This is a genomic window from Jatrophihabitans lederbergiae, assembly GCF_031845305.1.
GTDB lineage: Bacteria > Actinomycetota > Actinomycetes > Mycobacteriales > Jatrophihabitantaceae > Jatrophihabitans_A > Jatrophihabitans_A lederbergiae.
In genome coordinates this window covers 44406-59145 of sequence record NZ_JAVREH010000017.1, presented here as the reverse complement: position 1 = coordinate 59145, position 14740 = coordinate 44406, and the positions used below count along the sequence as shown (strand labels likewise).

At 70.2% G+C, this 14740-nt stretch carries 16 protein-coding genes and 1 pseudogene; 9 read left to right on the top strand and 8 right to left on the bottom strand.

The window, feature by feature from the left end:
• Nucleotides 1–68: 68 nt before the first annotated feature.
• The 5 genes and pseudogenes from RM423_RS13500 to RM423_RS13480 all read right to left on the bottom strand — a co-directional run bounded on the left by RM423_RS13500 (nt 69) and on the right by RM423_RS13480 (nt 4945).
• Nucleotides 69–1857 (bottom strand): annotated as a pseudogene (locus RM423_RS13500) (acyl-CoA dehydrogenase).
• The gene (locus RM423_RS13495) at nt 1854–2777 is read right to left on the bottom strand and encodes a TIGR03619 family F420-dependent LLM class oxidoreductase (protein WP_311423557.1); all 924 of its coding nucleotides are present in this window, start codon (nt 2775–2777) and stop codon (nt 1854–1856) included. Before RM423_RS13495 ends, RM423_RS13500 begins: the two are co-directional and overlap by 4 nt.
• Nucleotides 2774–3295: a VOC family protein gene (locus RM423_RS13490; protein ID WP_311423556.1), complete on the bottom strand. Its 522-nt coding sequence runs from the start codon at nt 3293–3295 to the stop codon at nt 2774–2776. The genes RM423_RS13495 and RM423_RS13490 overlap by 4 nt, the downstream gene beginning before the upstream one ends.
• On the bottom strand, nt 3295–3999 hold the full coding sequence (locus tag RM423_RS13485) for a dienelactone hydrolase family protein (RefSeq protein WP_311423555.1): 705 nt from the start codon (nt 3997–3999) through the stop codon (nt 3295–3297). The genes RM423_RS13490 and RM423_RS13485 overlap by 1 nt, the downstream gene beginning before the upstream one ends.
• Nucleotides 3992–4945: an alpha/beta fold hydrolase gene (locus RM423_RS13480; RefSeq protein WP_311423554.1), complete on the bottom strand. Its 954-nt coding sequence runs from the start codon at nt 4943–4945 to the stop codon at nt 3992–3994. The genes RM423_RS13485 and RM423_RS13480 overlap by 8 nt, the downstream gene beginning before the upstream one ends.
• 127 nt (nt 4946–5072) lie before the next feature.
• Between RM423_RS13480 and RM423_RS13475 the strand changes: the two genes are divergently transcribed.
• The 3 genes from RM423_RS13475 to RM423_RS13465 all read left to right on the top strand — a co-directional run bounded on the left by RM423_RS13475 (nt 5073) and on the right by RM423_RS13465 (nt 6912).
• Nucleotides 5073–5357, top strand: coding sequence for a DUF427 domain-containing protein (locus RM423_RS13475; protein WP_396327714.1), 285 nt, complete (start codon nt 5073–5075; stop codon nt 5355–5357).
• 123 nt (nt 5358–5480) lie between these two features.
• Nucleotides 5481–6257 (top strand): VOC family protein, encoded by a 777-nt coding sequence (locus RM423_RS13470; protein ID WP_311423552.1) that lies wholly within the window; start codon nt 5481–5483, stop codon nt 6255–6257.
• Nucleotides 6258–6339: 82 nt separating this feature from the next.
• Nucleotides 6340–6912, top strand: coding sequence for a YbaK/EbsC family protein (locus RM423_RS13465; protein WP_311423551.1), 573 nt, complete (start codon nt 6340–6342; stop codon nt 6910–6912).
• A 79-nt stretch (nt 6913–6991) separates the two neighbouring features.
• On the opposite strand, the gene hisN is transcribed toward RM423_RS13465, so the two are convergent.
• Nucleotides 6992–7753: a histidinol-phosphatase gene (gene hisN, locus RM423_RS13460; protein ID WP_396327713.1), complete on the bottom strand. Its 762-nt coding sequence runs from the start codon at nt 7751–7753 to the stop codon at nt 6992–6994.
• 122 nt (nt 7754–7875) lie between these two features.
• Here hisN and RM423_RS13455 point away from each other — a divergent pair, with 122 nt between their 5' ends.
• Both RM423_RS13455 and RM423_RS13450 read left to right on the top strand, forming a co-directional pair.
• Entirely contained in the window at nt 7876–8211 is a 336-nt protein-coding gene (locus tag RM423_RS13455) for a DUF2087 domain-containing protein (protein WP_311423549.1), read from the top strand.
• Nucleotides 8208–9392, top strand: coding sequence for an aminotransferase class I/II-fold pyridoxal phosphate-dependent enzyme (locus RM423_RS13450; RefSeq protein WP_311423548.1), 1185 nt, complete (start codon nt 8208–8210; stop codon nt 9390–9392). The genes RM423_RS13455 and RM423_RS13450 overlap by 4 nt, the downstream gene beginning before the upstream one ends.
• Before the next feature lie 32 nt (nt 9393–9424).
• Here RM423_RS13450 and rsgA read toward each other — a convergent pair whose 3' ends face one another.
• Entirely contained in the window at nt 9425–10447 is a 1023-nt protein-coding gene (rsgA, locus tag RM423_RS13445) for a ribosome small subunit-dependent GTPase A (protein WP_311423547.1), read from the bottom strand.
• 202 nt (nt 10448–10649) lie between these two features.
• Here rsgA and RM423_RS13440 point away from each other — a divergent pair, with 202 nt between their 5' ends.
• The 3 genes from RM423_RS13440 to RM423_RS13430 are packed head-to-tail and all read left to right on the top strand — an operon-like array spanning nt 10650 to nt 13933.
• Entirely contained in the window at nt 10650–11426 is a 777-nt protein-coding gene (locus RM423_RS13440; RefSeq protein ID WP_311423546.1) for an SOS response-associated peptidase, read from the top strand.
• A 47-nt stretch (nt 11427–11473) separates the two neighbouring features.
• Nucleotides 11474–12154, top strand: coding sequence for an alpha/beta hydrolase family protein (locus tag RM423_RS13435; RefSeq protein ID WP_311423545.1), 681 nt, complete (start codon nt 11474–11476; stop codon nt 12152–12154).
• A 33-nt stretch (nt 12155–12187) separates the two neighbouring features.
• On the top strand, nt 12188–13933 hold the full coding sequence (locus RM423_RS13430) for an AMP-binding protein (RefSeq protein ID WP_311423544.1): 1746 nt from the start codon (nt 12188–12190) through the stop codon (nt 13931–13933).
• Here the strand turns inward: RM423_RS13430 and ybaK are convergent.
• On the bottom strand, nt 13926–14402 hold the full coding sequence (ybaK, locus tag RM423_RS13425; RefSeq protein ID WP_311423543.1) for a Cys-tRNA(Pro) deacylase: 477 nt from the start codon (nt 14400–14402) through the stop codon (nt 13926–13928). The genes RM423_RS13430 and ybaK overlap by 8 nt on opposite strands.
• A gap of 91 nt (nt 14403–14493) precedes the next feature.
• Between ybaK and RM423_RS13420 the strand changes: the two genes are divergently transcribed.
• Nucleotides 14494–14700: an RNA-binding S4 domain-containing protein gene (locus RM423_RS13420; protein ID WP_311423542.1), complete on the top strand. Its 207-nt coding sequence runs from the start codon at nt 14494–14496 to the stop codon at nt 14698–14700.
• The last annotated feature ends 40 nt before the right edge of the window (nt 14701–14740 follow it).

The window sequence follows — 14740 nt, the reverse complement described above, 5'->3', positions numbered from 1 at the left end:
AGCACTTGTCCCTATCGGGAGCTCGGCGCCGCACTTAACTACTGAACCAGTTCATTAGCGGTCACCGCCTAGAACCAGGCTTCGTCGGTGTCCCTCGTGGTGGTGTCCAGGCTTTCCAGCAGCGCGAACTGCGGACCCGTCTTCGGCAGCTCCCACCGGAAGAAGTACCGGGCGGCCTGTCGCTTGCCCTCGTAGAACGCGCCCTCGCCGTTCCCGGCGGCCAGCAGTTGCTCGAGCCAGATCCACGCCAGCACGACGTGCCCGACAGCCTCCAGGTACACCGAGGAGTTGGCCAGCGTCACGCTCGGATCGCCTGCCCCCGTACAGCCGCCGTGTCACCGCTACCACCCGGTCTGTCGCGGCCCCCAGCTCGGCCGCGAAGTCGGACAGCTCGCCGGGCCGGCGGCCGGCACGCTCGACCGTGGCACCGATGAGGGCGGCCAGGCCGGCGCCGCCGCGCATGCTGACCTTGCGTCCGAGCAGGTCCAGGCCCTGGATGCCGTGCGTCCCCTCGTGGATCGGGTTGAGCCGGTTGTCGCGGTAGAACTGCTCGACGTTGTAGTCGCGGGTGTAGCCGTAGCCGCCGTGCACCTGAATCGCGAGGTCGTTGGCCGCCAGGCACCACTGCGATGGCCAGCTCTTGGCGATCGGGGTCAGCACATCCAGCAACAAGGCGGCGCCGGCCCTGGCGTCGGCGTTCTCGCTGGTCTGCTCCTCGTCCACCAGCCGCGCGCAGTACAGCCCCAGGCCGAGCGCGCCCTCGACGTAGGACTTCTGCGCCAGCAGCATCCGCTTGACGTCGGCGTGCTCGATGATCGGAACCTGCGGCTGCTCGGGCCTGCGGTCGCCGGGCGGTCGGCCCTGCAGTCGGGTGCGCGCGTGGTCCAGCGAGTGCAGGTAGCCGGTGTAGCCCAGCGCGGTCGCGCCGAGGCCGACCCCGATCCGGGCCTCGTTCATCATGTGGAACATGTACGACAGGCCCGCGTGCTGTTCGCCCACGAGGTATCCGACGGCGCCGGGCCGGCCGCCGGGCTCGAAGGCTCCCTCACCGAAGTTGAGCAGGGTGTTGGTGGTGGCCCGGTACCCCATCTTGTGGTTCAGCCCGGCCAGCACGACGTCGTTGCGCTCGCCAGGCCGCCCGTCGTCGGTGAGCAGGATCTTCGGAACGAGAAAGAGCGAGATGCCCTTGACGCCGGCCGGGCCGCCGGGGATCTTCGCCAGCACCAGATGCACGATGTTCTCCGACAGCTCGTGCTCGCCGGCGGAGATCCACATCTTGTTGCCGGTCAGCCGGTAGCTGCCATCCGGCTGTGGCTCGGCCCGGGTGGTGATGTCGGCCAGCGACGAGCCTGCCTGGGCTTCGGACAGGCACATGGTGCCGAAGAACCGGCCCTCGATCATCGGCCGCACCCAGGTGTCGATGAGTTCCTTGCCGCCGTGCGCGATGAGCAGGTTGGCGTTGGCCATGGTCAGGAACGGGTACGCGGAGGTGGCGGTGTTCGCGGCCTGGAACCACGCGAGCGCGGCCTTGGCGATCACGTTGGGCAGTTGCATGCCGCCCAGGTCCGCGTCGTAGGAGCCCGCCAGCAGGCCCGCGGCGGCAAAGGCGGCCAGCGCGGTGCCAACCTCGTCCGGCAACCGCACCCGGCCGTCCACGAGGCGAGGCTCGCAGGCGTCGGCCAACTTGTTGTGCGTCGCGAAGTGCCGGGTCGCGATCTGCTCGCTGAGCTCCAGAACCGCGTCGAAGGTGCCGCGCGAGTGCTCGGCGAACCTCGGCCTGTCGAGCAGGGCCTCGGCATCGAGCCACTCGAAGATCAGGAACTCCAGATCGCGGGCCGACAGGATCAGCGAACTCATGCGCCTGGCGCGAACGTCGAGAGCACCTGCTCCGCCCGGCGCATGGACGCGGCCGGGTCCGCCTCGACAGAGCCGATCGACGGGTCGAAGTTCAGGTCGATGAACAGCTCGGTCACTCCCTGCTCGTGCAGCTGGTCGAAGTCGTCGCGAATCTGGGCAGCGCTTCCGTGCAGCGGCCTGCGGTCCGCACCCGCCGCGGTGTCCGTCAGGTTCAGCACGCCACGGACGATGAATCTCAGTCCGGCCGGATCGCGGCCGGCCTCATGGGCGGCGGCCCGGATGGTGTCGATGTCGGCTCCGATGCCGCGCAGGTCATGTCGGCTGGCGCTGATCCAGCCGTCGGCTATCCGCCCGACGCGGCGCAGCGCGCGCTCGGCGCCACCGCCCATCAGCAGCGGTGGATGTGGCTGCTGGACCGGACCGGGCAGCACCCTCGACGCTGGCATGCGGTAGAACTCACCCTCGAACTCGACGACGTCAGACGTCCAGATCGCCTTCAAACACTTGACGAACTCCTCGACACGAGCGCCGCGACGCTCGTACGGCACCCCGCTGGCGGTGAATTCCTCGGGCGCCCAGCCCAGGCCCAGGCCCACGTCCAGCCGTCCGGCCGACAGCTCGTCGAGTGTGTTGAGTTGCTTGGCCAGCAGGACGGGGGAGTAGAAGGGCGCGTTGAGAACAGCCACCCCCAGCCGCGGCCGCGACGTGATCGCGGCCACGTGCGCCAGCGTGGCCACCGGGTCCTGCACCGCGTGGTAGACCGGGCCCCAGTCGCCCTCGGCCGGGTGCAGCAGCCGCTGGAAGGCCCACAGGGACGAGTAACCAAGGCTCTCGGCGGCTCGCGCGACGGTGACCAGGTTGGCCGCGGTCGCCCAACTGCCCGACACGGGCAGGCCGAACCCCAGGGGCAGCCCGGTCATCGACCGTCGAGCCACTCGCCGCCGAAGTACATCAGGTCATCGCTGAGCAGCTCGATCTGGATGTCGTCGGGGTCACGCAGGTAGAGCGATTCCTCGATGCCCCGGTCCGGACCGACGTAGGGGATTCCCCGCTCGTCCAGCCGCGCCCGGAGCATCGCGTGCTGCTCCGGAGCTACCGAGATGGCGATGTGCTGCACGGACCCGAGCGACTCCTGACCCGGCTGCAGCCCGAGGCCGGGAAAATCGAAGAAGCCCAGCAGCGTGGAGTTGCCCAGGTCGAAGAAGAAGTGCGACGAGCCGGGGTAGTCCCGGTTCTCGACCAGCTCGATCAGCGGAAATCCAAGCAGGCCCTGGTAGAACTCGATCGTCCGCTCCGGGTCGCTGCAGATCAGCGCGGCATGGTGAATGCCTCGTGCGGTGGAGGCAGGCCGCTCGGCGGCCGGCTTGAGGTATCGGTCGCGGAGCTCGGCACGGTGGGCCGCGAGCTGAGCGGCCTCGTCCTCGGTCGGCTGGGGCATCAGCTCAACCGGGACTTCAGGAAGCCGACGGTGCGCTGCCACGCGAGCTCGGCGCTGTCCTGGTCGTAGGTTCCGAGGAGGTTCTCCTCGTTGTGGAAGGCGTGCCCGGCGGGGTAGTAGAAGAACTCGACGTCGACGGCGGCGCCGGAGTCGGCCCGGATCTGACCTTCGAGCGCTCGGGCGTCGTCGACGGGGTAGAAGTCGTCCCGCTCGCCGTAGTGGCCCTGCACGGCGGCGGTGATCCCGGCGTACTGCGACGGAACCGCCGGACCGACCCCGTAGAACGCAACGGCCGCGCCGATCCGGTCGCCCTGCTGCGTCGCCAGCATCAGCACGAAGCCGCCGCCCATGCAGAAACCGACCGCGCCGACCTTGCTCGAGGTGACAGCCTCGTGGTCGAGCAGGAAGTCGACCGCTCCGGCGAGGTCCTGGGCCGCCTTGTCGACCGGCAGCTCGGACATCAGCTTGCCGGCCTCGTCGGAGTCGTGGGTGGTCTTGCCACCGAACAGGTCCGGTGCCAGCGCGACGAAGCCCTCGGCCGCGAGCCGGTCGGCGATGTCGACGATGTGGTCGGTGAGGCCCCACCACTCCTGGATGACGATCACGCCCGGGCCGCTGCCGCTCGCCGGCACCGCGAGGTAGCCGTGCGCCTGGCCGCCATTGCTGGCGAAGGTGGTGTTCTGGGCAGGGTTGTCCTCAGTCACGCTCGATCTCGCTTCCGGTTGCGGCGTTTGGTCGAAGGTATGTGCTGGCCGCGCTGAGCGGCAACTCGCCGCGATGTGACCCATCCGCCAGGCTCACCGTGGCTGCGGTGTCCGCCGTCCAGCCCGCCACCGCCAGCCGGATCGCATCGTCTGACTGCAGCGGAAAGGGGTAACAGGAGTTGTGTGCGCCGGGCAGCACCACGCAGGGCGCGTCGGCCAGGGTGGCCAGCCGCCGTGCCCAGTCCGGTGGAGCGAAGCCGTCGTCCTGCCCGGTCATCACCAGCATCGGCGGCCGCACGTCGGCGATGACATCCTCGGGCCGGTCCGGCAACGCCGCCAGCAGCAAGCGCAGCAGCGGCAGGCCGCCACTGCGCAGGTAGGACGGCAGGACGGCCGGAACCTCGCCGGGCGCTTCGCGGACGAGGGTCGGGGACCGCCGCAGCACCCGGCCCAGCGTCCGGGTGCCGGGCTCGAAGGTCGGTCCGGCCAGCACCACCCCGCGCAGCCGCTCCGGCACCAGCAGCGCGACCCGCAGCGCGGACTGGGACCCGGTCGAGTGTCCGACCAGGACGACATCGGTCCGTCCGGTGACCTGCAGCCACCGTGCGGTCGCCACGGCGACCCCGTCCAGCGACGGGGCACAGGAGCGAGCCCGGCGATGGTGCCAGCCAGGCAGGTCCAGGATCGTGGCGCGGGTCCACGCGGCGCTCTGGCGAGCCCACGGGGCCAGGTAGCCGGGGGAGCCCATGCCAGGGATGAACACCAGCTCGGGCGCGGCGGTCCGCTCCCCGGTCGACAGCGACCGCACCTCACGCCCGTCGACGTGCACCGTGGCAATCTCAAGGCCGTACGGCTCGTGGCGCAGCTGTCGGTGCTGCCGCCAGCTCAGCCGCCGCTCGGCCGAGGGTGGCTGCGGGTGCAGCATGGGCAGCGGTGGCGTGGACACCGGCAGAACCTTACGTCGGCCTGCCGACAGGACATTCCGGTCGGCCTGCCGACAGGACATTCCGGTCGGCCTGCCGGCACAGCATTCCGGTCGGCGTGCTCAGCGTGGCATTCTGGATGGTATGAGCATGCAAGCAGTGTGGAACGGGACGGTCATCGCCGAGAGTGACGACACCGTCGTGGTGGAGAACAACCATTACTTTCCGCTGGATTCGGTGCGCGAGGGCGTGCTGGTCGAGTCCGACCTGACGAGCGTCTGCCCGTGGAAGGGCACCGCGTCGTACTACTCGGTGAAGGTCGACGGCGCGGTCAACGAGGACGCGGCCTGGTATTACCCGGAACCCAAGCCGGCTGCCGCCGAGATCGCCGATCGGGTGGCGTTCTGGCGGGGTGTGGAGGTGCGCGGGAGCTGAGCTCTCTGCGGCCGAGCAGCTGGTGGCCGTTGGCTGGAACTGGGCAGAGGTTGGCTAGGACTTGTCAGTGGTGAGTGGAAGCCTGTGCGAGGTAGGCAATCCTCCTCTCGAAAGGCAGCAACCATGTCCACTCGCGACACTGCTTGGGCTCCCGGAACCCCCTGTTGGGTGGACGTCGCCGTCGGCGACGTCGACTCCGCGAGGCTCTTCTACGAGGGCCTGTTCGACTGGTCCGTGGAATCTGGGCCGCCCGAGTTCGGCGGATACTCCAACGCCTTCAAGAAGGGCCGGTACGCAGCCGGGATCACCCCGCAGATGACGGCCGGCGAGCCCGCCGCCTGGACCACCTATTTCGCCGTCGCCGACATCGACGGCGTCGCCGCGAAGGTCACCGCCAGCGGTGGGAATGTCGTGGCGGACCCGATGGACGTCGCGGACCTCGGAAAGATGGCGCTGGCCACCGATCCGGCAGGCGCGATGTTCGGGCTGTGGCAGGCCGGCAAGCACACTGGTTACACCATCGCCAACGAGCCCGGCACGGTGATCTGGACCGAGAACATGAGCACCGACTGGGTTGTCAACAAGGGGTTTTACCAGAAGGTCTTCGGCTGGGACTACGACGACATGTCCGACGAGACGTTCAAGTACGCGACGTTTCAGGTCGAGGGCCGGGTGGCCGGTGGCCTCGGCGAGATAGCGGAATCCGCTGATGCGACCGGCGCGCACTGGTCGGTCTACTTCGCCGTCGAGGACACCGACCAGGCAGTCGATCAGGCTGTCCGCCTCGGTGGCAGCGTGATCCGGCCTCCCTGGGACACCCCGCAGGGACGGATGGCCATTGTGACCGACACCCAGGGAGCCTCCTTCGCCATGATGTCGGCACCGGCGGAGGGTTACTGACTGGGTCACCACCCGGCGAGCGTTACTGAGCCGTCGTGACCGGCGGTGCCGGGCTGCCAGGCGGCCTGGCAGAGTGCGAGGCATGAGCGATGAAGCAGCGGCGTGCAGCTCTCAGCCGTCCCGGTCGGATCAGCTGTCCTGGTCGAATGCCCTATCCCGGCCGGACCTGCTAGCGGCGCCGGTCGCGCGGTTCCTCGGTTCGTGGCCGTCGGCGGCGCAGGTCAGCGTCTGCGAGATCGATCCCGACCTGGCTGACACCGCCCAGTTCTGCGAGCGGTACGGAGTCGGCATGAACGAGTCCGCCAACTGCGTCGTGCTCGCAGGCAAGCGGGACGGCCAGGTCCGCTACGCCGCCTGCGTGGTCCTGGCGACGGACCGAGCCGACGTCAACGGCGCGGTGCGGCGGATTCTCGACGTGCGCAAAGCCTCGTTCGCCGCGATGGATGACGCCGTCTCGCTGACCTCGATGGAGTACGGCGGGATCACTCCGGTCGGACTGCCCGCGGACTGGCGCATTCTCATCGCGCAGGAGGTGGTCAAGGCCGGAGCGGTGGTCGTCGGCAGCGGCGTCCGCCGGTCCAAGCTGCTGCTCGACGGCCGGCTGCTGGCCGAGCTGCCGAATGCCGAGGTCGTGCCCGACCTGACCCACCGCTGAGACGATATGGCCTGCCGCTGGCGCGATGTGACCGCCGCTGACGCAATCAGACGCGCCCATGGCTGACCTCACCGGCTCGTCAGTCGCCGATCGCCGCGAGCAGCGCCGAGTGCAGGACCCCGTTGGAGACCGCGGCGTTCCCCTGCTGCACCCCGTCCACGCCATTCAGCCCGGTGAACCGTCCACCGGCCTCGGTCACGATCGGTTCCAGCGCGGCCATGTCCCAGAGAGACAACTCTGGCTCGGCCGCCAGGTCGACCGCTCCCTCGGCGACGAGCATGTAGGACCAGAAGTCGCCGTACCCCCGGGTCCGCCACACCTGCTCGGTGAGTTGCAGAAAGGCGTCGAGGCGGCCGCGGTCGGCCCAGCCATTCAGCGAGGCGTACGACAGGCTGGCGTCGGCCAGCGTGTCGACCTGAGACACCCGCAGCGCCCGGGGCTCGCCGCCTGCCGCCTGCCCGAACGCCCCGTGCCCCCGAGCGGCCCACCAGCGGTGGCCCAGCGCCGGGGCGCTGACGACGCCGAGCACCGGCTGGTCGTCCACGAGCAGGGCGATGAGGGTCGCCCAGACCGGTACGCCCCGGACGAAGTTGCTGGTGCCATCGATGGGATCCACCACCCAGCGGCGCGGCCCCTTCCCGGTGATTCCGAACTCCTCGCCGAAGAACGCGTCACCGGGACGCTCGGCTGCCAGCCGCTCCCGGATCGCGCGCTCGACCGCCTGGTCCGCGTCGGTCACCAGCGTCAGGTCGGGCTTGCTCCCTACGACCAGGTCCCGCGCCCGGAACCGCTCTGTCGTGATGGTGTCCGACAGGCGCGCCAGCTCCAGGGCGAGGGCCAGATCAGCGGCGGGGTCGGTCGCAACGTCAGTGGCGGGGTCCGTCGCAACGTCAGTGGCCGGCTCAGAGTGCTCGGAGTGAAAAGGCTTGTCGGTGCTCACGTCCAGCACGCTATCGTCGTCGGATGGCTGATGTGCACACCGCGCAGGAGCGGGCCAAGACGCTCGCCGATCCGACATCCTTCGCGGCGGTGCCGGACCCTGCAACGCGCAAGGTGCTCACCTCCATCCTTTCGAGTGGATGGCTGCCGGTCATCCCGCGCACCGGAGTGAAGCGGAGCCTGCTGCTCGACCATCTGGTGGCGGCGTTCGAGCCGGGGGTGCGGTACTCCGAGCCAGCGATCAACGACACCGTGCGCGCCTGGAACCCCGACGTGGCGGCGTTGCGAAGGTACCTGGTCGAGGAAGGCCTGCTGGCCCGCGACCACGGCGAGTATTGGCGATGCGGAGGGTCGGTGTGAACGCCGCGATGACGCCCGCCATCAGCTCCGCGGGTGCGTCGGCGCGTTCGGCGGTGTCGCCGTTCTACGTCATGCGGGTGTTCGCGGCTGCGGAGCAACGCCGCGCCGCCGGACTGTCGGTGTACAACCTCGCGGCCGGCCAACCCGCGACGTCGGCCCCCGCGCCGGTGCGCGCCGCGGCTCAGCGGGCACTGGCCGAGGACAAGATCGGCTACACCGCGGCGCTGGGCATCCCGCCGCTTCGGGAGGCGATCGCCGAGCACACCCGGTCCTGGTACGGCATCGACGTCTCCGCCGAGAACGTGGTGGTGACCACCGGCTCGTCCAATGGCTTCCTCGCCGCGTTCCTGGCGGCCTTCGACGCTGGCGACACGGTGGCGATGGCCCGTCCCGGCTATCCCGCGTACCGCAATATCCTGGCGAGCCTCGGCTGTGTCGTGCGGGAGTTCGACTGCGGCGCGACCGACGGGTACCTGCCCACCATCGCAGGCCTCGAGGCGCTGGACCCGGTGCCGGCCGGCCTCATCGTCGGCTCGCCGGCCAACCCGACCGGGGCGATGATCGACCGCGCGCGGCTGGCCGAGATCGTCGCGTGGTGTGACGAGCGCGGGGTCCGGTTGATCTCGGACGAGCTGTACCACGGCATCACCTACACCTCGCCGGGAGCGTGCGCGTGGCAGTTCAGCCGCGCGCCCATCGTGGTGAACTCGTTCTCGAAGTACTTCTCCATGACGGGCTGGCGGCTGGGGTGGCTGCTGGTGCCGGATGACCTGGTCGAGGCGGTGGACCGGCTGGCCGGCAACTACTCCATCTGCCCGCCGGCGCTGTCGCAGTTGGCCGCCGTGTCCGCGTTCGACGCCTACGCCGAGCTGGACCTCAACGTGGCTCGCTACCGGCGTAACCGGGACCTGCTGCTGGATGCACTGCCCGCCATCGGCCTGTCCCGCTTCGCCCCCGCGGACGGGGCGTTCTACATCTATGCCGACGTCAGCGACTACACCACCGACTCGCTGAGCTGGGTGCGCACGGTGCTGGCCGACACCGGCGTCGCGCTGGCTCCCGGCATGGACTTCGACACCGCGACCGGCGGCAGCTTCGCCCGGCTGTCGTTCGCCGGAGCCACGGAGGAGATCGAGCAGGCCGTCACGGTGCTGGGGGAGTACCTCCGCCGGACCGCCTGACGGGCGGTCACAACCGAGCGGCCCAACCAACTTCAGCTCGGCGGCGTGACCGCCCCGCCGAGATCGGTCCGGCTGGACAGCAGGCGCCGGAATCCCTCCAGCCGCGCCGGGCTGGAATGCCCCTGCTCGACCCAGGCGTCCAGCCGGCAGCCGTCCGCCGCCGACAGGTGCTCGCAGCTGCCGGGGCACTGCACGGCGCCGCCCTCCAGATCCGGAAACGCCCACAGCACATCGTCGGCGCTGACGTGGGCCAGCCCGAACGACCGGACCCCCGGAGTGTCGATGACCCAGCCCCGCTGGGGCGGTGGCAACGCCAGGGCGAACACCGACGTGGAGGTGTGCCGGCCCTTGCCCATGCCGCTGACCACGCCGGTGCTGCGTAACGCCCCGGGCACCAGAGCGTTCACCAGCGTGGACTTGCCCACCCCGGAGTGCCCGACGAACACCGTGACCTTGCCGTCGAGGATGGCCCGGATGGCGTCCAGGTCCGCTCCGCGCGAGGTCACGATGGCGGGGATGTCCAGCTCGGCGTAGTTGCGCAGCACCACGTCCGGCGACGCCAGATCGGCTTTGGTGAGCAGCAGGATCGGCTCCAGGCCGGCGGTGAGCGCGGCAACCACGCACCGGTCGATCAGCCCGAACACGGGGGGCGGGTCGGCCAGCGCGGTGACGATCAGCAGCTGATCGGCGTTCGCGACGATGACCCGCTCGTACGGGTCGTTGTCGTCGGCCGTCCGGCGCAGCACGGTCCGCCGCTCGTTGACCCGGACGATCCGCGACAGCGTGTCAGGCTCGCCGGTGAGGTTGCCCACCACGCCGACCTGGTCGCCCACCGCGATGGCGGTCCGGCCCAGCTCCCGCGCGCGCATGGCGGTCAGCTGGACGCCGCTGTCGTTGAGCAGCACGGTGAACCTGCCCCGGTCGACGGTCACCACCATGCCGCTGGCGGCGTCCTCGTGCGCCGGACGCTGCTTCGTCCGGGCCCTGCTGCCGTAGCGGGTGGGGCGGTTGCGGACGTCGTCCTCGTCCAGGCGTCGGGTGTCGCGCTGAGCCATTCGTGCCTCAGCTCCTTCCGGCCGCCCGCAGGTCTGCTGAGGTGCTTCCTGTTCTCGCTGCCGCCATGCCCACAGTCTGCCGGTACCGGCGGTCCCATGTGCGCCCCGGTACGTCTCGACGAACTCCGACTCGGACGGGCTCGACGAGCTGGCGGCCGAACCCCACGAGCTGGCCGGCGATGCCGGAGCGCACACTGAGCCCATGTGCGGTCGTTACGTCAACGTCGCCTCGACCGACGACCTGGTGGACGAGTTCGATGTCGAGGAGACGCCGGACGAGGAGCTCCCGGTGTCGTGGAACGTCGCGCCGACCGATCCGGTACCGGTGGTGATGCGGCGTCACCCGACCGGCGACAGAGACGCCCGGCCCGTCCGCCAGCTGCGCACCGTCCAGTGGGGGCTCGTGCCCAGCTGGTCCAAGTCACGCACCGGTGGCGCCAGGATGATCAATGCTCGCAGCGAGACGGTGGCCAGCAAGCCGGCCTTCCGAACCGCGGCCGCGCGCAGACGTTGCCTGGCGCCGTCCCTGGGCTACTACGAATGGAAGCACGACGGCGGTCGCAAGATCCCGTACTTCCTGCACGACCCCAACGATCGGACGCTCGCGATGGCCGGTCTTTACGAGATCTGGCGGGACGACACACTGCCCGACGATGACCCGAACCGGTGGCTCTGGACCTGCACGATCATCACTCGACCGGCCACGGACCTGCTCGGCGCGATCCATGACCGCTGCCCCGTGCTCGTCCCACCCGAGTTGCGAGAGCAATGGCTCGACTGCGAGGTAGCCGATCCACTCGTTGCCCAGCGCCTGCTCGACACGATGCCCGAGCCGCATCTGGAGCCCCGGCCTGTCTCGAAAGCGGTTGGCAACGTCAAGAACAACGGTCCCGAACTGATCGAAGCTGTCGATGACGATCACGACGACGTTCTACCGCTAGCTCTTGAAGACATGACCGCACGAGAGACGCGGCCGTGAGCAGGGCGACGCCGGGATCGGCAGGCGCAAGCCATGGAACCGTTCTGGTGCGCCGGCTGATGATCGCCACGCCGGCCGGGGATGCGGGCGTGGACCTGGACCTGGCGCCGGGTGCGTCCACACTGCTGGTACTGGGTCACGGCGCGGGCGGCTCCGTCGAAGCCCCTGATCTGCTGGCCGTCCGAGATGCCTGCGTCAGCGCGGGCATCAGCGTCGCACGGGTTACCCAGCCGTATCGGGTCGCAGGCAAGAAGGCGCCTCCGGCGGCGGCCACCCTGGACATCGGGTGGGCTGCCGTGGTCGCGGCCCTGGGCAGGCGGAAGGCCCTCGCCACCCTGGCGTTCATCTTCGCCGGCCGCTCCTCCGGCGCCCGGGTGGCCTGCCGTGCCGCCGTGGACGAATCCGTGTCACCCACCGCGACGGCGGTCGTCGCGTTGGCGTTTCCGGTGCACCCACCAGGCAAACCGGAGAAGTCCCGGTTGGGCGAGCTGGACGCGGTGCGGGTGCCGGTACTGGTGGTGCAGGGTGACCGGGACCCGTTCGGCATGCCCGAGCCACGGCCCGAGGACGAGCAGCGCGCGGTCCGGCTGGTGTGCGAGGTCCCCGGCGACCACTCGTTGAAGCGGAACCCGGCGCAGATCGGCGAGCTGGTGGCCGGTTGGCTGGCCGTGCTGCCCCCGCCGCGGCCCGACGCGCCGCACGCGCTCGTGTCCGGTGGGCCTGGGTGACAAGCCCGGGCGTGCCGTGCCAGAGTTCCAGCCATGGACTCGGCCACGGACCACGCCCCGGAACTCGCCAGCTTTCTCGACGCGCGGGACCTGCTGCTCAGCTCCCGCGCCGACTACGCACAGGCCTACGAGGCGTTCCAGTGGCCGCAGCCTGAGCGGTTCAACTGGGCGCTGGACTACTTCGACGGGGTGCTGGCCGCCGAGCGGGGCGCGCAGGACGGGCTGCGCCTGATCGAGGACGACGGCACCGTCGCGGCCTACACCTTTGCGGAACTGTCCGAACGGTCGTCCCGACTGGCCGGTTGGCTCGCCGCCCGGGGCGTCACCCGCGGCATGCGGGTGCTGCTGGTGCTCGGCAACCAGGTCGAGCTGTGGGAGTCCATGCTGGCCTGCGCCAAGCTCGGCGCGGTGATCATTCCGGCGACGACCCTGCTCGCGCCCGAGGACCTCGCCGACCGGCTGGAGCGGGGCGCGGTCGGCGCGGTGATCAGCCGGTCCGACCTGACCGGCGGCTTCGGAGCTGGGGGCTCCGGAGCTGCCGGCTCGGGGTTTGACCCCGCCCCGTTCCTTCCGGTGGCCGTCGGTGAGCCGGTGCCGGGCTGGTTGGCGTACGCCGATTTCGAGGGCCATGACAGCCCGTTCATCCCCGATGCGCCGACCGCGGGAATGGACCCGCTGCTGCTGTACTTCACCTCGGGCACCACCTCGCAGCCCAAGCTGGTGGAGCACACCCACCTGAGCTACCCCGTCGGCCATCTGTCGACGATGTATTGGATCGGCCTGCAGCCGGGCGACGTCCACCTCAACGTCTCGTCACCGGGCTGGGCCAAGCACGCCTGGTCGTGCTTCTTCGCGCCGTGGAACGCCGGCGCCACCGTGGTGCTGTTCAACTACGCCCGGTTCGACGCCGCCCGGATGCTGGACGTGCTGCGCGACGCCGGGGTGACGACGTTCTGCGCGCCTCCCACCGTGTGGCGGATGCTGGTCCAGCAGGACCTCACCCGGTGGCAGCTGCCGCTGCGCGAACTCGTCGCCGCCGGCGAGCCGCTGAACCCCGAGGTCATCGATCAGGTCAAGCGGGCCTGGGGCCTGACCATCCGGGACGGCTTCGGCCAGACCGAGACGACCTGCCAGATCGGCAATCCGCCCGGCGAGCCGCTCAAGCCGGGCTCGATGGGCCGGCCGCTGCCCGGTTACCGCGTCGTCCTCGCCGATCCGGTCACCGGGGAGCGGCAGACCGGCCCCGGCGCCGAGGGCGAGATCTGCTTGGACCTGGCGGAGCGGCCGGTCGGGCTGATGGTGGGCTACCGCGACGATCCGGAGCGCAACGAGGCCGCCATGGCACACGGGCTCTACCACACCGGCGACGTCGCCTCGGTGGACGCCGACGGCTACCTCACCTACGTCGGCCGCACCGACGACGTGTTCAAGTCCAGCGACTACCGGATCAGCCCGTTCGAACTCGAGAGCGTGCTGATCGAGCACCCGGCCGTGGCGGAGGCCGCCGTCGTTCCGGCGCCGGACCCGATCCGGCTGTCCGTTCCCAAGGCCTACGTGGTGCTGGCCGCCGGGCGGGAGCCCTCGGCCGAGCTGGCCGGTGAGATCCTGGCGTTCTGCCGTGAGCACCTCGCGCCGTACAAGCGAATTCGGCGGCTGGAGTTCGCCGAGCTACCCAAGACCATCAGCGGCAAGATCCGTCGGGTGGACCTGCGCCGGTCCGAATCCGGACGGGCCGAGGAGCGCTCGCCGGCGGAGCACCGCGAAGAGGACTTCAGGTAGTCGCGACCGGGGCGGTCGTCGCGGCGGTCAGCGACACCAGATCCGCCGGCGCCAGCTCGACCTGGAGGCCGCGCTTGCCCGCGGACACGAAGACGCTCGGAAAACCCAGCGCGGACTCGTCGACGATGACCGGAATCCGGGTCTTGTGCCCCAGCGGGCTGATGCCGCCGAGCACGTAGCCGGTGGCGCGTTGGGCCTGGGCCGGTTCGGCGAGTTCTGCGCGCTTGCCGCCGACGGCCGCGGCGAGGGCCTTCGGACTCAGCATCGCCGCGACCGGGACCACGGCGCAGACCAGCTTTCCGTCCACCGTGGCGATCAGGGTCTTGAAGATCCGGCGCGGGTCGACGCCGAGCGCGGCGGCGGCCTCGTCGCCGTAGGACTGCGCGCGGGCGTCATGGGTGTAGGGATGCAGCGTGTACGCGACCTTCGCCTGGTCCAGGCGTGCGGTCGCCGGGGTGCCACCACTCATTCCAAGATCGTGCCACGCCGGCGTTGTCTCAAGAACCGGCCGCCCGCGGCCGACCCCAACGCCCCTGCGCAGATGAGCGATGATGAAGGGCATGCGCGAAGTGAGCACTCGAGAGGGAATCATCCGGCTGGGCCAGTTCCTCAAGCTCGCCGACGCGGTCGAGGTCGGCTCCGACGTCAAGCTGCTGCTCGGCGAGGGCAGCGTGCTGGTCAACGGCGAGGTCGAGAACCGGCGGGGCCGGCAGCTGATGCGCGGCGACATCGTCTCGGTGCGGGGCGAGGAGCTGCTCGTCAGCTAGAGGGAATGGATGGGGTGAGCCGCCGCGTTCTGGTATCCGA